19 protein-coding genes and 1 tRNA gene (1 of these 20 cut by a window edge) are annotated in these 15,086 nt (G+C 68.7%); 7 read left to right on the plus strand and 13 right to left on the minus strand.

The window, feature by feature from the left end; genetic code table 11:
- The 3 genes from ACFR9S_RS12425 to ACFR9S_RS12435 form a co-directional block, all read left to right on the plus strand.
- Window positions 1–835 carry the 3' end of a cbb3-type cytochrome c oxidase subunit I gene (locus ACFR9S_RS12425; protein ID WP_379818790.1) on the plus strand. Its footprint begins 1,682 nt before the window's first position, so the window shows 835 of its 2,517 coding nt (coding positions 1,683–2,517); its start codon lies beyond the left edge, outside the window; the stop codon is at window positions 833–835.
- 4 nt (window positions 836–839) lie between these two features.
- A complete protein-coding gene (locus ACFR9S_RS12430; RefSeq protein WP_379732407.1) occupies window positions 840–1,109 on the plus strand; it encodes a cytochrome C oxidase subunit IV family protein in 270 nt (89 codons plus the stop codon).
- Window positions 1,110–1,203: 94 nt separating this feature from the next.
- Window positions 1,204–1,824 (plus strand): metallophosphoesterase family protein, encoded by a 621-nt coding sequence (locus ACFR9S_RS12435; protein ID WP_379732408.1) that lies wholly within the window; start codon window positions 1,204–1,206, stop codon window positions 1,822–1,824.
- Window positions 1,825–1,833: 9 nt separating this feature from the next.
- Here ACFR9S_RS12435 and ACFR9S_RS12440 read toward each other — a convergent pair whose 3' ends face one another.
- From ACFR9S_RS12440 to ACFR9S_RS12465, 6 genes are all read right to left on the minus strand, one after another.
- Window positions 1,834–2,118, minus strand: a complete 285-nt coding sequence (locus tag ACFR9S_RS12440) for a DUF7410 domain-containing protein (RefSeq protein ID WP_379732409.1) — start codon at window positions 2,116–2,118, stop codon at window positions 1,834–1,836.
- A 2-nt stretch (window positions 2,119–2,120) separates the two neighbouring features.
- Entirely contained in the window at window positions 2,121–3,581 is a 1,461-nt protein-coding gene (locus ACFR9S_RS12445; RefSeq protein ID WP_379818791.1) for a hypothetical protein, read from the minus strand.
- A 49-nt stretch (window positions 3,582–3,630) separates the two neighbouring features.
- Window positions 3,631–4,062 (minus strand): hypothetical protein, encoded by a 432-nt coding sequence (locus ACFR9S_RS12450; RefSeq protein WP_379818792.1) that lies wholly within the window; start codon window positions 4,060–4,062, stop codon window positions 3,631–3,633.
- 141 nt (window positions 4,063–4,203) lie between these two features.
- Window positions 4,204–4,278 (minus strand) — tRNA-Glu (locus ACFR9S_RS12455).
- 96 nt (window positions 4,279–4,374) lie between these two features.
- On the minus strand, window positions 4,375–5,517 hold the full coding sequence (locus ACFR9S_RS12460) for a metal-dependent hydrolase family protein (RefSeq protein WP_379818793.1): 1,143 nt from the start codon (window positions 5,515–5,517) through the stop codon (window positions 4,375–4,377).
- A 79-nt stretch (window positions 5,518–5,596) separates the two neighbouring features.
- Complete coding sequence (locus ACFR9S_RS12465) at window positions 5,597–6,355, minus strand: archaeal proteasome endopeptidase complex subunit alpha (protein WP_379732135.1); 759 nt, start codon at window positions 6,353–6,355, stop codon at window positions 5,597–5,599.
- 204 nt (window positions 6,356–6,559) lie between these two features.
- On the opposite strand from ACFR9S_RS12465, the gene ACFR9S_RS12470 reads away from it, so the two are divergent.
- Both ACFR9S_RS12470 and yqeC read left to right on the plus strand, forming a co-directional pair.
- Window positions 6,560–7,381, plus strand: coding sequence for a polysaccharide deacetylase family protein (locus tag ACFR9S_RS12470; RefSeq protein WP_379818794.1), 822 nt, complete (start codon window positions 6,560–6,562; stop codon window positions 7,379–7,381).
- 46 nt (window positions 7,382–7,427) lie between these two features.
- On the plus strand, window positions 7,428–8,159 hold the full coding sequence (gene yqeC / locus ACFR9S_RS12475) for a selenium cofactor biosynthesis protein YqeC (protein WP_379731303.1): 732 nt from the start codon (window positions 7,428–7,430) through the stop codon (window positions 8,157–8,159).
- Here yqeC and ACFR9S_RS12480 read toward each other — a convergent pair whose 3' ends face one another.
- The 3 genes from ACFR9S_RS12480 to thyX are packed head-to-tail and all read right to left on the minus strand — an operon-like array spanning window position 8,160 to window position 10,651.
- Window positions 8,160–8,816, minus strand: coding sequence for a molybdenum cofactor guanylyltransferase (locus ACFR9S_RS12480; protein ID WP_379731302.1), 657 nt, complete (start codon window positions 8,814–8,816; stop codon window positions 8,160–8,162).
- A gap of 43 nt (window positions 8,817–8,859) precedes the next feature.
- A complete protein-coding gene (locus tag ACFR9S_RS12485; RefSeq protein WP_379731301.1) occupies window positions 8,860–9,873 on the minus strand; it encodes a lamin tail domain-containing protein in 1,014 nt (337 codons plus the stop codon).
- 34 nt (window positions 9,874–9,907) lie between these two features.
- On the minus strand, window positions 9,908–10,651 hold the full coding sequence (gene thyX / locus ACFR9S_RS12490) for an FAD-dependent thymidylate synthase (RefSeq protein ID WP_379731300.1): 744 nt from the start codon (window positions 10,649–10,651) through the stop codon (window positions 9,908–9,910).
- 111 nt (window positions 10,652–10,762) lie between these two features.
- Between thyX and ACFR9S_RS12495 the strand changes: the two genes are divergently transcribed.
- A complete protein-coding gene (locus tag ACFR9S_RS12495) occupies window positions 10,763–10,966 on the plus strand; it encodes a 30S ribosomal protein S17e (protein WP_379731298.1) in 204 nt (67 codons plus the stop codon).
- Between the two features lie 7 nt (window positions 10,967–10,973).
- Here the strand turns inward: ACFR9S_RS12495 and ACFR9S_RS12500 are convergent, their stop codons facing one another.
- Window positions 10,974–12,344, minus strand: coding sequence for an NAD(P)/FAD-dependent oxidoreductase (locus ACFR9S_RS12500; RefSeq protein ID WP_379731297.1), 1,371 nt, complete (start codon window positions 12,342–12,344; stop codon window positions 10,974–10,976).
- A gap of 175 nt (window positions 12,345–12,519) precedes the next feature.
- On the opposite strand from ACFR9S_RS12500, the gene ACFR9S_RS12505 reads away from it, so the two are divergent.
- Window positions 12,520–13,101, plus strand: coding sequence for an NUDIX hydrolase N-terminal domain-containing protein (locus ACFR9S_RS12505; protein ID WP_379731296.1), 582 nt, complete (start codon window positions 12,520–12,522; stop codon window positions 13,099–13,101).
- A gap of 88 nt (window positions 13,102–13,189) precedes the next feature.
- Here the strand turns inward: ACFR9S_RS12505 and ACFR9S_RS12510 are convergent, their stop codons facing one another.
- The 3 genes from ACFR9S_RS12510 to ACFR9S_RS12520 all read right to left on the minus strand — a co-directional run.
- Window positions 13,190–13,936 carry a proteasome assembly chaperone family protein gene (locus ACFR9S_RS12510; protein WP_379731295.1) on the minus strand — a complete coding sequence of 249 codons (747 nt, stop codon included), beginning with the start codon at window positions 13,934–13,936 and terminating at the stop codon, window positions 13,190–13,192.
- A gap of 25 nt (window positions 13,937–13,961) precedes the next feature.
- Window positions 13,962–14,597 carry a DUF447 domain-containing protein gene (locus tag ACFR9S_RS12515; RefSeq protein ID WP_379818795.1) on the minus strand — a complete coding sequence of 212 codons (636 nt, stop codon included), beginning with the start codon at window positions 14,595–14,597 and terminating at the stop codon, window positions 13,962–13,964.
- Window positions 14,594–15,086, minus strand: a 493-nt coding sequence (locus tag ACFR9S_RS12520; protein ID WP_379818796.1) for a triphosphoribosyl-dephospho-CoA synthase, incomplete at its 5' end; no start/stop codon positions are given. The genes ACFR9S_RS12520 and ACFR9S_RS12515, both read right to left, overlap by 4 nt.

Consider the following 15,086-nt stretch of genomic DNA (forward strand, 5'->3'; position numbering starts at 1 on the left):
CGGCCACGCGGCCGCACTCGAGTCGGCACACGACGACGGCGGGCACGTCGACCACGCCAGCCACTGGCCGTTCGCGATCGGCCTGTTCACGGTGATCACGGCGATCGGCTTCTCCGGCCTCCAGACCGGGAGCTTCCCCGCCGGCCTCGAAGGGACGTTCTACGCCGCGTCCTCGGTGCTCGGCGTGCTCGGCCTGATCGGCTCGGTCTCGTTCATGGGCTACGAGAACTTCACCGCCCACGAGGGCGGCTTCGGCGAGACGTGGCCGTTCGGCGGGGTCGAGAACACGAAGATGGGGATGTGGGTGTTCCTGGCCTCCGACGTGGTGCTGTTCGGGGCGTTCATCGGTGCCGCCATCTTCCTGCGTGTGGCCTACGGCTGGACGCACTGGCACCCGGTGCCGCACAACCCCATCCCGGGCTTGGTCAACACGTACCTGCTGTTGACCAGTTCGTTCACGGTGATCCTCTCGCTGGTCGCCGCCCAGAAGCGCAGTCGGAAGGGCGTCGTCGCAAGCCTCGTCGTGACGTTCCTGCTCGGGCTGGCGTTCCTCGTGAACAAGGCGATCGAGTGGGTCGTCCTGTTCCAGGGGACCGAGGAGTACGCGCCGATCGCGCTCGACTCCAGCGTGCGCGCCTCGACGTACTTCCTGACGACGGGCCTGCACATGGGCCACGTCATCGCGGGGCTGCTCGTCACGGCCTACCTGATCTGGCGTGCCTGGAACGGCGCGTACGTCAACGGCGACGACGAACCCCTGGAGTACTTCGGGCTGTACTGGCACTTCGTGGACATCGTGTGGCTGTTCCTGTTCCCGATGTTCTACATCGTCTAGACCAATGGCACGAACAAAACTCTACACCGGCATCTACGTGGCACTGTTCGTCATCGCGACGATGCAGGTCGGCGTCGAGCAGATCGGCCTGCTCGAGAACAGCTACCTGCTCGCGCTCGGCCTGATCACCGCCCTCTCGCTGATCAAGGCGGTGATGGTCGCGGGCTACTTCCAGCATCTCGTCTGGGAGCCCCGCTCGGTGACGTACGTGATGCTGCTGGGCTTCGTCGGCTTCCTGGCGCTCACGGTCGCGGCGTCGTACTCGATCCAGTAAGGCGCCGTCGCGGTCGCGACTTTTTCGAAGTACAGTGTGGTAACGCTCCTCTACCCGCCGGAACCGTTATTCCGGGTCCTGACAACAAGGGGACATGGAGTTCGCAGTCATCTCCGACAGTCACGTCCCCGAACGCGAAGCGGCCCTCCCCTCGCAGTTCCGCGAACGCGTCGCGGCCGCGGACCACACGATCCACGCCGGTGACTTCGAGACGGCCGACGTGCTCGACGACGTGCGCGACCTCGCCGCCGAACTCACGGCCGTTCACGGCAACGTCGACCCCGAGGACCTCGGCCTCCCCGCGGTGGCGGCAGTCACGTTCGAGGGCGTCACGTTCGTCGTCACCCACGGCACGATCAACCCCGTCGCTGCGGCCGTCGACGCGGCGAGCGTGGATACGGAGATGGAGGTAGGCGAGGAAGGCGAGATCACGTCGTTCGAGGCACGGCTGGAGAGCGACGCCGGACTCGTCCTCGGCGGCGAGCAGTGGGCCGACGCCGTCGCGGACACGGCCCGAGCGCGCGGCCGGACCGAGCCGGGCGAGACGGTCGTCGGTATCGGCGGCCACACCCACGTCGTCGAGGACACCGTCCACGAGGGTGTACGCGTGCTCAATCCGGGATCGGTGACCGGCGCCGACCCCGCCGAGCGGGCGACGATGATGACCGTCACGGCCGAGGACGGCGAGGTCGACGTGACGCTCCACGAGGCCTGACGCCCCGTTTCAGGTCCAGACGAACGTGTAGCTGTAGAGGAACACGAAGGAGATCAGCGTCAGCACCGCGAGCACCTTGATGTGGAACTTGAACAGCTCGTCGCTCTCCAGATCGTCGGCCGCGGCGTAGCGCTCGGCCTCGTCCTCGGTCAGCGCGTCGGCGTGCTCCTCGCCGAGGTGGAGCGCGTGGAGGTGCTCGGTGGCGAACGGGCGGCCGCAGTACGGACAGCGCTCGGCGTCGTCGTCGACCGCGAACGCTGCCTCGGCTCGATCTGTGGTGGATTGGTCGCTCATGGTCAGATGAAGGGTGCGTCGATGGTCGGCTGGGCGAGCAGCCACAGCCCCGTGATCGTGTACAGCACCATCACGACCACGTAGGGGTACTGGCTCCGGATCGGCTGGAGCCGGCCGGTGAACAGGTCGAACGCCCGGGCGTGGGCGGCCCACACCGCGAGCAGGTGGCCCGACAGCACCGCGACCGGGCCGACCCAGCTGATCCACCCCGGCAGCCCGAGCACCGGCGGCGCGAACGGCGGCGACAGCGGGCTCAGAGTGACGACGATCGACGCCGGGAGCTGGGTCAGGAAGTACGGGAAGTAGTGGCCGAAGTGATAGCCCGCGGCGATGGGCACCAGCGCGGGCGCGAACGCGGCGGCGATCCGCGGCGCCGAGCGGTACGTCTTCCCGCTGATCCGCACGCGCTTGGAAGCGCCCCAGTAGACGCCGAAGAACAGCGCGTAGCCGCCGAGCATCGCCCCGAAGTACGCCAGCTCCGCGGGCACGCCCGCCCGGACGACCGGCGCCGCGATCGACTGCCAGCCCGGGGTCGCGACGAACCCGTCGAACGTCGTCACCCACAGCAGCGCGATCACGAAGCCGATCTCGCTGGCGACCGTCGTCGCGTCGGCGTCCGTCTCGGCCAGCGCCGCGCCGGGCGCGGCCAGTTCGAGACCGTCGTCGGTGCGCTGGATCGGCGCGACGCGGCCGTACAGCTCGAACACGCCCGATATCGGGTCTATCTGTTTTCGCCACGTCTCGTGGCCGAGCAGCGCACTCCCGGCTACGGTCGCGACGATGTACGCCCCGACGACGACGGTCAGCTGTGTCGGGTTCGACGCCACCGCGGTGACGACCTCCAGCCAGACGAGCAGCAGCAGCCCGGCGACCGCGGGCCAGCGCCCGACCCAGTCGGGTAGCGAGACCGCGCCGTCGCCGGAAAGCGGCGCCGCGAGGCGGCCGAACGGGTCGAGCGCCGGCCAGCTGTTCCCGACGAGGTAGGTGCTGGCGGTGAACCCCGCCCACCAGACGACCCAGACCAGCAGCACCGCGAAGTTCCGCGCAGCCTCGGGCGGGCCGAACACGCCCGTCGCGACGACGCCGGCGAGACCGAGCAGGCCGACCACGCCGCCGACAGGCCCACCCCACCGGCGGATCGCTGCGCCGCCGGGGATCGACACGCGGCGGTCGTGGTAGGACTCGAGCAGGTCGCGGTCGGTGACGAAGCTGGTGAGCAGGAAGGAGACGGCGACGACGCCGCCGCCGGTCATCAGGAACAGCCACGTCGGCGTGTCGACGTTGCCCGAAGTGATCCCCGGGCCGCCGTGGGCGCGGGCCGGCGCCGCGAACAGCGTCACCGACAGCAGCACCGCGAGCCAGCGCGTTCCCGTGCCGGCCACGGCCGATCGGACGGACGCTGCGAGTCGGCGGGCGTCGTCCCGGTGACGGGCCGACACCGAGCGCTGGCGGTGTGTACTCACGTCTCTCCGGAACTCGGGTCGGGAGCTACAGGAACGTTTCGCAACCGGCTCAGGCGCCGGTCAGCAGGTTCACCGTGATCACGAGCACGACCAGCAGGCCCAGCACCCACGAGCCGGCCATCACGGCCGCCGCGCGTCGGTACCCACGCGACTTCGCGGCCGCGTAGGTGCCGAAGAAGAGGTAGAAGACGAACGCCGCGGCCAGCGCGACGCCGACCGCCGCGCCGCCGACGGCGACGATCGATCCGGAGAAGGAGTCCCCGCTCACGAACAGCGTCGCGCCGCCGCCGACCGCGAGCGCGACGACGATCGACGCCAGCGTCCACGCCGACTCGCTGCCGGCGAGGGAGCTCCAGACCGACTGATCGTGCTGCAGCCCCGGCGTGTACTTTTTCCAGCCCCGACCTACCGTCGCCGCCACGACGGCGACGAGGAGGACTGCCATCAGCGCCGCACTCACGAGGTAGATCGTCGATGCCATGGTACGCTCCGTTAGCGAAGAATGGCCACGGCGAGGGTATAAAGATTCGTTTCCTCCGTCGGGACGGTCGTCCGTACCCCTGCGAGTACGGAGGTTCGTCGACAGAGAGTACCGCTGTTAGACGGTTAGCGTCGAGAGAAATGCTCCGGCTGGGATTCGAACCCAGGTCATCACCGTGAGAGGGTGATATGATTGGCCGGACTACACCACCAGAGCGCTTCGCATCCAACTGTATTCGGGTAGAACGTAAAACCGTTGCGTTTCCTCGCCGCCGTGTGGCGGATTCGCAGGTCACGAGGGGGCGTCGACGCCCTACTGGAGCCGCTCGCCGCCGAGGTACACCCGCTCGGGCGACTGCCACGCCTGCACGTCCTCGAGCGGGTTCTCGGGCAGCACCAGCAGGTCCGCGCGGTACCCCTTCTCGACCAGTCCCGTGTCGTCGAGGCCGAGCAGGTCGGCGGCGTTGATCGTCGCGGCCTCCAGCGCGCCGCGCTCGTCGAGGCCGTACTCGACCATGTACGCGAGCTCGTGGGCGACGTCGGCGTGCTCGTTGAACGGCGTGCCCGCGTCGGTCCCCATCGCGATCGGCACGCCGGCGTCGAGCGCGTACTCCCACGCGGCGGCCATCCGCTCGGCGGCGTCCTGTCCCTTCTCGACGGCTTGCTTCGGGATGCCGGCGTCGCTGTTCTCGACGATTCCCTTCAGCGCCGACAGCGTCGGCACCCAGTAGGTGTCGCGGTCGGCCATCAGCTCGGCGGCTTCCTCGTCCATGAACGTCCCGTGCTCGACGCTGTCGATCCCTGCGCGCACGGCGTTTTTGATCCCCTGCGTGCCGTGACAGTGGGCCGCCGTGGGTCGGCCGGCGGTGTGGGCGGTGTCGACGAGCGCCTTCAGCTCCTCGGGCGTGAGCTCGGGCGCGCCGGTCTGAGCGCCCGTCGTCAGCACGCCGCCGGTGGCCATGCACTTGATCACGTCGGCGCCGGCCTTGAGCTGTTCGCGGACCGCCTTCCGGACTTCGTCGGGACCGTCGGCCTCGCGACCGAACCAGTGGCCGTGGCCGCCGGTCATGACGACGTTCTGTCCCGCGGCCTGCACGCGTGGGCCGAGGAGGGTGTCGTTCGCGACCGCCTCGCGGGCGTCGATGGCGACCGTCGCCGGCGCACCGAGATCCCGGGTCGCGACGACGCCGGCCTCGGCTTGATTCCGGAGGGTCTCGGCGGCGCGGTAGGCAAGTGTCGCCTCGCTGTCGCCCTGTACGCTCTCGGCGTCGGGGCGGGCGTCCATCATCAGGTGGACGTGGCTGTCGATCATCCCCGGCACGACGAACTGTCCCGACACGTCGACGCGCTCGTCGGGCTGTTCGTCGCTCGCGTCGCCNNTGCCGTCGTCGATCAGTACGTCGGCCGCCCGCGCGCCCTCGGCGTCGACTACCGTGCCGCCTTCGAGTAGCTGCATGGCTGTCGGTGGTGGCGCCCACTACCTAAAGCGTCGGGTGGCGGCGAGAAGCGGTCCGCGGCGGGAGATCGGGGGTGCGTTACTCCTCGGAGTCGTCGTCGGACTCGTCCTCGAGCGCGCCGAGCAGTTCGGCGATCTCCTCGGTCTCGTACGTCTCGTAGCCGTCGTCGATCGTGATCGAGACGACCGAGAGCGAATCGGCTTCGATCTCCTCCTCGTGCTCGCGCAGGCTGCGGAGCACGAGGTTAAGCCCCTCGTCGAGGCTGAGGTCGTCGGACCAGCCGTCCTCGAGCACGCCCTGGATCTCCTCGCGGCCGCCGCCGATGATGGTGGCCTTCCACTCGTGGGGCGTCCCCGAGGGGTCGGCGCTGAACAGGCGCGGGGTGCCCTTCTCGCCCTCGACGCCGCCCTCGATCCCGCCGATCAGGAGCGCGGCGCCGTACGGCCGGGTCCCACCCATCTGGGTGTTCTCCTGGATGTGGTCGGTGATGTACTTGGTGAGCGTCTCGACGCCGATCGCCTCGCCGTAGCGCAGATGGTTGCTCTGGGCCATCTGGCGGGCGAAGTCGATCAGCTGGCGCGCGTCGGCCACGTGGCCGGCGGAGGCGCCGCCGATGTGGTCGTCGAGCTTGTGGATCTTCTCGATGCTCTCGGACTCCATCAGCTCCGAGCTCGCTTGGGCCTGTGCGGCGAGAACGACGCCCTCCTCCGTCCGAACGCCCACGCTGGGTGCGCCGCGCGAGACGGCCTCGCGGGCGTACTCCACCTGGTAGATGCGGCCGTCCGGGGAGAACAGCGACGTCCCGCGGTCGTAGGCCTGCTGGTCGTTTCCTCTCATCGGGAACCCTCCGCCGCAGAGACGGCTTCGCTGTCGGTCATCGACTATTGGTACGCCCCCCCGACTGAAAAACCCTGCCTAAGCGGGATTTTACAACCCCTATCGCTGCTGGCGATCTGGGGTCGCCGCATGAGGCGGTGCGGGCAGCCGAGGCCGCCCCGGTCGGTTCGAGGATTTATGCCGTTCTGGTCCCCCGGCGTCCGTATGGCCCGCGCCACCGTCTGTCTCACCGTCGACTTCGACGCCGTCTCGCCGTGGCTCCACGCCGGCGAGTTCGGCGACTCGCCCGTCCAGCGCTCCCGCGGCCGCTTCGGCGCCGAGGTGGGCGCGCCGCGGCCCGGCGACCTGTTCGACCGCCTCGACGTGCCGGCGACGTGGTTCGTCCCGGGGCACACGATCGACTCCTTCCCCGAGCCCTGCGAGCGCGTCGTCGACGCCGGCCACGAGATCGGCCACCACGGCTGGAGTCACACGCCGCCCGGCGAGTACGAGAGCCGCGAGGCCGAACGCGCCGACGTGGCCCGCGGGATCGAGAGCATCGAGTCCCTCACTGGCTCCCCGCCCGCGGGCTACCGCTCGCCCTCGTGGGACTTCTCGCCATACACGGTGTCGATCCTCCGGGAGTTCGGCTTCGAGTACTCCTCCAGCGGGATGGCCCGGGAGTTCGAACCGTACGAACTGACCGACGAGCACGCGCCCGTCGACGAGCCGTACGAGGTCGGCGAGCCGGTGGGGATCACTGAGGTCCCCGTGTCGTGGCAGCGCGACGACTACCCCGCGCTGGCGTTCTCGGGCAACCGCGCGTTCGCCGACGAGGCCGCGGTGTTCGACCACTGGCGCCGGCAGTTCGACTGGATGTACGAGCAGTACGAGGGGACGCGATCCGGCGAGGGCGGAGTGTACGTCCTCACGCTCCACCCGCAGGTCAGCGGCCGCAGCCCCCGGCCGTCGATGCTCCGGGAGCTGATCGAACATATGGCTGCCAAGCCCGGCGTCGAGTTCGCGACGGTCGGCGAAGTCGTCTGATCCCCGTCCCGAAACTGTTTGGCCCCTCGCGGCCCCACCTCGTTCCATGTCCGAACTCACTGCCGCCCTCGACGCCGAGGGGCTGGTCTGCGTCGTCGGCGCCGGCGGCAAGAAGACCACCATGTACGCGCTGGCGGCCGAGAGCGACCGCGCGGTCGTTACCGCCACCGTCCGCATCCCCATCTTCGACCCCCACGTCGCCCGCGTCGAAGTGACCGAGGACCCGCTCGCGACGCTTGTCACCGCCGACGACTGGCCGCTCGGTCTCGTCCCCGAACGGGAGTTCGAGGACCGCTACCGCGGCTACGAGCCCGACACGGTCGACGAGATCGGGGCGGCCCACGACGGGCCGGTCCTCGTCAAGGCCGACGGCGCCCGGATGCGCGACTTCAAGGCGCCCGGCGCGAACGAGCCACGAATCCCGGAGCAGGCCGACACCGTGATCCCGGTCGCCAGCGCCCACGTCGTCGGCGAACCGCTCTCCGAGGAGCTGGTCCACCGCCCGGAACGCGTCGCCGCCGTTGCAGGAATCGAAGTCGGCGACGAGATCACCCCCGAGGTCGTGGGGCGAGTGCTCGCGAGCCCCGACGGCGGCCTCCGGGGCGTTCCGCCCGGCGCGACGGCGATCCCGCTGGTGAACAAAGTCGACGACGAGGGAGACCTCGAAGCGGCCCGCGAGATCGCCGACGCGGTGCTCGAACACGCCGACCGATCGATCGTCCCGCGGGTCGTGCTCGCGCGGATGGTCGACGCCGAGGTTCGCGAAATCGTCGAGTAGCTACTCCAGTCGCGCGGCGGCCTCGTCGAACTCCGCCTTCGTGTTGATGTTCTCGAACGTCGTGAGATCGGTCACGGCCTCCAGTTCGGCCTCGCTCACGACCGCGTAGGTCAGGTCCTCCAGCGGCGCGAGGATCTTCCGGTCGCCCCGCTCCAGCGCGGCGTCGCAGGCGTCGGCCATCGCGTCGGGCCGGTACACCGCCTGCGTCGTCTGGTACCAGCCGTCGCCGAGCCGCGGCACCGCGCCGTCGAACGGCGGCGTTCCTTCGTCGTCGGCGTCTGCTGGCGGTTCGATCTCGCCGCTCGCGCGGTCGAACAGGTAGCTGATCGCGTCGGGGTCGACGAAGGGCATGTCGCAGGCGACGACGGCGGTGTACTCGCCCGTCGCGGCCCGGCAGCCGTTGCGGATCCCCGCCATCGGCCCCTGATCCGTCTCGGGATCGAGCGCGAAGTTGGTGGGCTGTTCGTAGCCCGAGAGCGCGTCTTCGATCGCCGCGCGCTGGTCGTCCCGGCAGTTCACGACCACCTCGTCGACGACGGGTTCGAGTCGATCCGCGACGCGGCGGATCATCGGTGTGCCGGCCAGCGGCGCGGTCGCCTTGTCCTCGTCGCCGAAGCGAGTCGATCGCCCGCCGGCGATGATCACGGCCGAGTGCATACCCGTGGCTGGGCGCCGTCGCGGAATGTGGCTTGCGGTCCGGTCAGCCGTCGTACTCGCGTTCGATTACCGTCTCGCCGCTCTCGTTCCGGACGATCACGGTGTCGCCGCCGTTGTTCCAGACCGGGCTGCCCTGCCCCCAGTAGTAGGCACCGTCGCCGTCCTCGCCGCTGCCGGTGTGGAGCGTGATCGTCCCGTTCGGCGGGATTTCGGCGCCTTCCGGGAAGGTGTAGACGTGCCCCGCTTCGTCCCGAACCGTCCACCCCGCGAGGTCGAGCGTCTCGTTGCCGGCGTTGCCGAACGTGACGTACTCGCCGTTGAGGTTCTCCCGGTCGTCGCCCGCGGCGTCGGCGTTGATCTCGCTGATCCACAGCGGCGGGCCGCCGTCGGCGATCGGGATGGGCGTCTCTGTCGCCGTCTGCGGGTCGTCGGTGGCGCAGGCCCCCCAGATCCCGGCGTCGGTCCCGCGTGCGATCCCCTCGGCGGTGCCGTAGCGCTCGCGGTACTGGAAGTTCGAACTGTCGTACCGGCGGGCCAGCCCCCGCGTGAGCAGGCCGTAGTTGAACGAGTCGCCGTCGACGTGGACGTACGCGAGCAGCCGGCCGTAGTACCCCCGCCGGGGCTCGTTCTCGTCGAAGGAGAGCGTCACCGTCTCGCCGATCAGCTCGTCTTTCGCGTGCTGGCTGGCGCGCTCGCCCCACTCGCGGAGGCAGTTCCGGCCCGCCTCGGTCTCGGGGACGCCGGGGAACTCCGCGGGGTCGGTCTCGGCGTGGACCTCCGGCGTGTCGACGCCGAGCAAGCGAACCGTGTCCTCGCTGCCGTTGAGGTAGCGCACGTCGATCGTGTCGCCGTCGACGACGTCGATCACCTCGACCTCTACGCCGTCGGGCTTGGGCGTCGCCGATGGCGGCGCGTCGATCGCGGTCGACGGCGTGGCCGGCGTGGCCGTCTCGGTCGCCATCCGTCCCTCGCTGTCGGTCCCGACGGGGGCGCCGCCACAGCCGGCGAGAACGAGGAGCAGACAGAGCGCGACTGTCCGGGCGCCGGAGTACATCACCGGCGCTACGGCGAGTAGCGGGAAAAGGCGTTGGCTACGGTGCGAGGCGGTTCTTCCGGTTCTTCATGTTCTCCTCGTAGTAGTCGAACGTCACCGGACACCACTCCGCGGCGTAGTCGAGCACCTGCTCGGTCAGCCCGCGGATCTCCCACTGGGCGTCCGCGGCGGCGCGCATGTCGGCGACGTGCATCAGCGTCCGGGCGTTCATGCTCATCACGACGTTGACCTCGGTGCCGATCGGCAGCACGAACCGGGCGTCCTCGGGCGGCATCCCCAGCTCCAGCAGGCGCTGGTACTCCTCGACGGACCGCTGAACCGAGTCGCGGAACACCTGCTCGCGTTCCTCGACGGTTACCTCGTCGACGGTACCGCTCTGCTGATTGCGGCCGATCCAGTCGGGATCGGTCGCGGAGGGCGGTGTGACGACCATCTCACCGTCGCCCACGTCCTCGGGGTCCACGTCGTCGAACGCGACGTAGCGCATGCTCTGGACGTCGAAGGAGACGTGGCGGTGGCGGGTGAGTTGGGCCATGCACGATCGGGACATCCCCTCGATCGCGAACGTGGCCTGCGGGTGCTCGAACGGCCCGAAGTGGCCGTGGCTCAGTAGGTGGCCGATCAGCGTCTCCTTCTTCGCCTCGAGGTCGTCGCCGTCGACGGTCTCCATCGTCTCCTCGAACGTCTGGTCGCCGACGAACGCCGACGCGTAGTCGTTGCGTGCGGCCCGACAGATTACCTCCTCCGGGTCCTCCGTGGCCTCCAGCAGTTCGACCTCCATGTTACTACGTCCGCGGGACCGGCGCGGCATAACTCTATCCGAGTGGGTTCGGGACCCAGCCCCTTGGCTCGGAACGAATCGCTTTAGTGGCTCTCCGGGGAATCCAACCGTATGGCAATCAAGCCGAAGTACGTCAAACAGCTGGGGACGATCCTGCTCGAGAAGTACCCCGAGTCGTTCAACCAGAACTTCGAAACGAACAAGGAGAGCGTCTCCGCGCTCACGAACGTCGAGTCCAAGGAGGTCCGCAACCGCATCGCGGGCTACATCACGCGGAAGGAAGCCGGCGCCGCCGCGCAGGAAGCCGAAGCGTAGTTCTCCGCTAGTAGCTGTACTCGTCGGCGGTCAGCTGGACGTATCGGTTCCGGTTCCGGAACTTGACGAGCTTGTACTCCGCGAGCAGCTTCGCCCCGCGTAGCCCCGCCTTGGGACTCCAAGAGAGCATCTCGTTTGCGCCCTCCTCGGCCAGCATCTCCTCGCCCACGCGGAACACCTTGTCCCACTGATCCGGCCCCCACCCGCGGACCAGCTCCGCGAGCGAGACGTTCCGCAGCACCTCGTCGCCGATGGCGTCGCGCCACTCGTGGTTGTAGTGGCCCAGCCGATCCTGTGCGGCGAGCCGGCCGGCGATCGCGCCCGTCCGGACCGCGAGGTGGTCGCCGCCCTCGTGGAACGCCGACGTGGTCCCCATCGCGCCGCCACAGACCGCGATCCCGGCGTCGACGGGCGACTCGATCGGCCGCGTCGAGGAGATCGGGTACGTCTCGGTGCCGCGGCTCTTGCCCGCGTCCTCGACTCTCGGGAAGTCCTCGAGGTCGTACTCGTCGCCGTACTCGCGTTCGAGCAGGCGCTCGATGTAGGTGGCGCCCTGCGGGATGCTGTCGTCCTCGGGGCGCAGCAGGTCGTACTTCTCGCGCTCCTCGACCTCGTCGATGTCCATCCCGATCGGCATCGTCAGCCCGACCCGGCAGACCCGGTCCTGGTTCGGGAAGATCCACGGGTAGGCGGTGTGGCCGGGCATCAGCCCCCACCAGAACACGATGGCGTCTTTCACCTCCTCGTAGATCTCCTCGGGGAACTTCCGGTACTCCTGGTAGGCGATGTGGTTGGCCGTCGGCGGCGAGAGCACCTCCGAGCCGCGCCGCTCCGGGAGGTAGTCGTCGAGCACGCCCATCGTGACGGTGCGCTGGGGACCGTCACACAGCAGGAGGTAGTCGGCGCCGACCTCCTCGCCGTTCGCGAGCGCGATCGTGTGCCGCGGGTGGTCGTGTGCCTCCGTCAGGACGCCCTTCACCGACGCGTCGGTGCGGTAGTGGGCGCCCGCCTCCTCCGCGCGCGAACGCAGGAAGTCGTCGAAGCGCGCCCGGTGGAAGGTGTAGCCGAACTCGTCGTACGACGACTCGATCCCGGTCGAGCGGAGGTTACAGGCGGTGTTCGGCCCGCGGAACTCCGCGCGGTCGAGCACGTTCTGCACTACCCCGTCGGGCATCTCGTCGGGGTGGATGCCCATGATGTCGACCCAGTAGTCGAGGATGCCGGCGGCGTCGGTGGAGTCGGGACCCAGCCCCGAGCGGTCCTCACGCGGGACTCCCTTCTCCAGCACCACCGCGTCGGCGCCGTGTTCGGCCGCGGCGTGGGCGGCCGCGGTGCCGGCCGGCCCCCCGCCGACGATGGCGACGTCTACGCGTTCCATGACTGGATAGGTGCGTACTCGCCGCGTTAAAGGTACTGACTTTCCCCGTCGGCGTCGTCCGGTAGTTCGTTCTCGTCGGGAATCTGTTGAAACCCCCAGTAGCCAATAGATCCGTCAATCTACTCGTTATGTACAGGGAGTACACTTATCGGATGTACGTACTGAACGACGACGAATGCAGTTGCTTAGTCTCCTAGATGAATTGCGAGCTATCGGCAGGACAGGGTTGAACTTCGCGGATAATCCATACGATGAGGAGCGCTACGAACGGATTCTCGAACTCGTCAGCCAGTACTACGGTAAAACTGTAGGCGTCCCTTCGGAAGAAATCCGGGAAGATATGGCGGCAGAGATGGGGCAAGTCACTCCAAAAGTCGGCGTCGACGCCATTCTATTCGACGAAGAGGGGCAGATATTACTCATGAAACGCCCGGAAAGCGGACTTTGGTGCTTACCGGGTGGAGCAATGGAAATACACGAGTCCCCTGAAGAGGCCGTCGTCCGTGAAGCTCACGAGGAGACAGGCCTCAGTATTCGGCCTGAAACATTGTTGGGAGCGTACCGACTCGAACCGAACTCGGTGCATCCGTATACGACGATTCTACTCCCGTATCTCTGCACCGTCACTGACGGGACGCTTCAACTCTCGCACGAGGGTGAAGCCCTTCAGTATTGGGAGGTTGAAGAGGTCCCTGACTGGTTCCCAAAACACGAGGAGATCGCTCTCGAAGCCCGCAAGCAACGGGACGACGATTGATACGCAACCCAACTTACTGGCTGTTTTCCACAAATGATTTCGAACTAATCGGATTCAACAGGGACCTCCCGGACAATAACTCTGCCAATCACATGAACATCCGGTCGGCGAACGCCTCCTCCTTCTCGGCGGCGGCCTCGTAGCGTTCGGCGAGTTCCTCGTAGTAGCGCCGGATCTCGTCGGCAAAGGCCTGCAGCGGCTCGGTGTTCACGTCGAGGTCGTACAGCTCGTCGACCGTCTCGATCAGCCTGATCGCGGCCTCCATGTCGGGCGTCTGGTCGTGGACGGGCGTGCGGAACACCCCGACTGCGAGCGGCGAGTCGATCCCCTGCTCGACCAGCGCGCCCGTCACGCCGTCGAGGTAGCCCCGCGACATCGGCTCGATCTCCGCGTCGGCGAGCCGTCGCTCGCGGTAGTCGTCGGTCGCGACGTAGTACGTCCGGTGGTCGTCGGGGCCGTGCTGCATCGGCACCGCGTCGACGACGACAACCTCCTCGACGCCGTGGCGCTCGGTCCAGGAGAGGATCTCCTCGCCGAACGGCCCGCTCAGCTCCGGCGGGACGAACAGCTCGTTCTTCAGCAGCGTCAGCTCCAGGTCCGGCCGGGAGAACAGCCGCGTGTGGTGGGTGGGCTGCCCGTTCTCGAAGGGGGTGATGCTCGGCATCCCCTCGGCCGAGACGTGGCCCGTCTCCGTGAGTTCGAGTTGGTCGATCAGGAAGTCGACGGCGGTCAATCCGGCGAGCCCGTAGCTCGCGAACCCACAGAGCAGCGTCTCCTTGGGTTCCTCGGTCCCTTCGACGGCGAACTGGCTCGTCGGTCGGGCGCTGTCGTTCATGCGTACCGGGTCGCCGGGAGCGGCCTTAGTTCCCCGGTCGGTCCCAGTCGGCGTACTCCTCGATCCGGGTCATCGCCTCGCGCTCGCGGGCGCCGCCGGCACGCTCGACCACGCCCGCGAGGAAGTCGAGGCGTTCCCGGAGGTCGGCGTCGTCGAACCCCGCGACGCCCAGCCGCGAGGCCGCGACCGTCGCCTCGACCACCGCGCCGAAGCCGCGGTTGATCGTCGTCGGGTCTTCGCGGACGACCTCGCTCTCGCCGGGCGTGAGTTCCCATTCGCGGATCGTCGTCCCCGCTTCCGTCCAACTGTCGACGAGCGTCGCGTCCACCTCGACCCACGCGTCCGCGCTGGGCAGCACCGGCTCCGACGCCTCGCGGATCGAGAGCGCGGCGTCGACGAACGGCCGCGGGTCGGCCACGAACTGCACCACCCCGCCGCCGCGGCGCTCGAAGTTCCGGCGCGTTCGCGTGTTCCCGTACGTCCGTGCGGTCACCGGATCGCCGGCGTGGAGGCCGAGCGCCGCGAGGTTCCACAGGCCGTTCGGTCCCATCGTCGCGATCACGGACTCGGTCACGCCCCGGAGCGGGACCGGCCAGCCGTCGGGCGCGTCGTTCTCGGGAGTCCAGTCCCCGTCGCCCGTTGGCTCGCCCCCGTCGCTCATACCGTCAGCCCCCGTTCGAGCGCGACGAACAGCGCCGCGGCGACGCGGTCCGCGGTCGTCCCGGGATTGATCCCCTCCTCGACAAACGCTTCGGCTAACTCCTCGGCCGGATCGAGCGATTCCCCCCGTTCAACCTCGGCCAGTGCCGTCTCGGCGCGCTCGCGGACCTCCTGTGCAGTCTCCTCGCCGTGGTTGGTCCAGACGAGTGTGTCCGGCTCCGCCGCCAACTGCCGGAGGAAACAGCGCGCCGCCCGGTTGAGGACGGGACCGTCGTCGGCAAGGATCGATTCGGCGGCGTCGAACGTCCGCGGGAACCCCTCGATCCACTCCGCGGCGTTCGTGTCGGGCACGCCGTCGTCGGGGTCGGCGGAGAGTTCCATCACGTCCCAGAGCGTTATTTCCCGCTCCCGGAGCGCGGGCGCGGCGTCGCTCCCGCGCCGGGCGTCCAACTCGGCGGCGCCCTCGGGCGGGTCGCCGACGGCCACGTCG

The sequence above is a fragment of the Halolamina salina genome, from assembly GCF_042678005.1.
In the GTDB taxonomy this organism is placed as follows: Archaea; Halobacteriota; Halobacteria; order Halobacteriales; family Haloferacaceae; genus Halolamina; species Halolamina salina.

Coding starts and splice junctions, on each gene's coding strand:
- ACFR9S_RS12430 (WP_379732407.1), top strand. CDS start 840: ATGGCACGAACAAAACTCTACACCGGCATCTACGTGGCACTGTTCGTC.
- ACFR9S_RS12435 (WP_379732408.1), top strand. CDS start 1,204: ATGGAGTTCGCAGTCATCTCCGACAGTCACGTCCCCGAACGCGAAGCG.
- ACFR9S_RS12440 (WP_379732409.1), bottom strand. CDS start 2,118: ATGAGCGACCAATCCACCACAGATCGAGCCGAGGCAGCGTTCGCGGTC.
- ACFR9S_RS12450 (WP_379818792.1), bottom strand. CDS start 4,062: ATGGCATCGACGATCTACCTCGTGAGTGCGGCGCTGATGGCAGTCCTC.
- ACFR9S_RS12465 (WP_379732135.1), bottom strand. CDS start 6,355: ATGAGAGGAAACGACCAGCAGGCCTACGACCGCGGGACGTCGCTGTTC.
- ACFR9S_RS12470 (WP_379818794.1), top strand. CDS start 6,560: ATGGCCCGCGCCACCGTCTGTCTCACCGTCGACTTCGACGCCGTCTCG.
- yqeC (WP_379731303.1), top strand. CDS start 7,428: ATGTCCGAACTCACTGCCGCCCTCGACGCCGAGGGGCTGGTCTGCGTC.
- ACFR9S_RS12480 (WP_379731302.1), bottom strand. CDS start 8,816: ATGCACTCGGCCGTGATCATCGCCGGCGGGCGATCGACTCGCTTCGGC.
- thyX (WP_379731300.1), bottom strand. CDS start 10,651: ATGGAGGTCGAACTGCTGGAGGCCACGGAGGACCCGGAGGAGGTAATC.
- ACFR9S_RS12495 (WP_379731298.1), top strand. CDS start 10,763: ATGGCAATCAAGCCGAAGTACGTCAAACAGCTGGGGACGATCCTGCTC.
- ACFR9S_RS12500 (WP_379731297.1), bottom strand. CDS start 12,344: ATGGAACGCGTAGACGTCGCCATCGTCGGCGGGGGGCCGGCCGGCACC.
- ACFR9S_RS12505 (WP_379731296.1), top strand. CDS start 12,520: ATGCAGTTGCTTAGTCTCCTAGATGAATTGCGAGCTATCGGCAGGACA.
- ACFR9S_RS12510 (WP_379731295.1), bottom strand. CDS start 13,936: ATGAACGACAGCGCCCGACCGACGAGCCAGTTCGCCGTCGAAGGGACC.
- ACFR9S_RS12515 (WP_379818795.1), bottom strand. CDS start 14,597: ATGAGCGACGGGGGCGAGCCAACGGGCGACGGGGACTGGACTCCCGAG.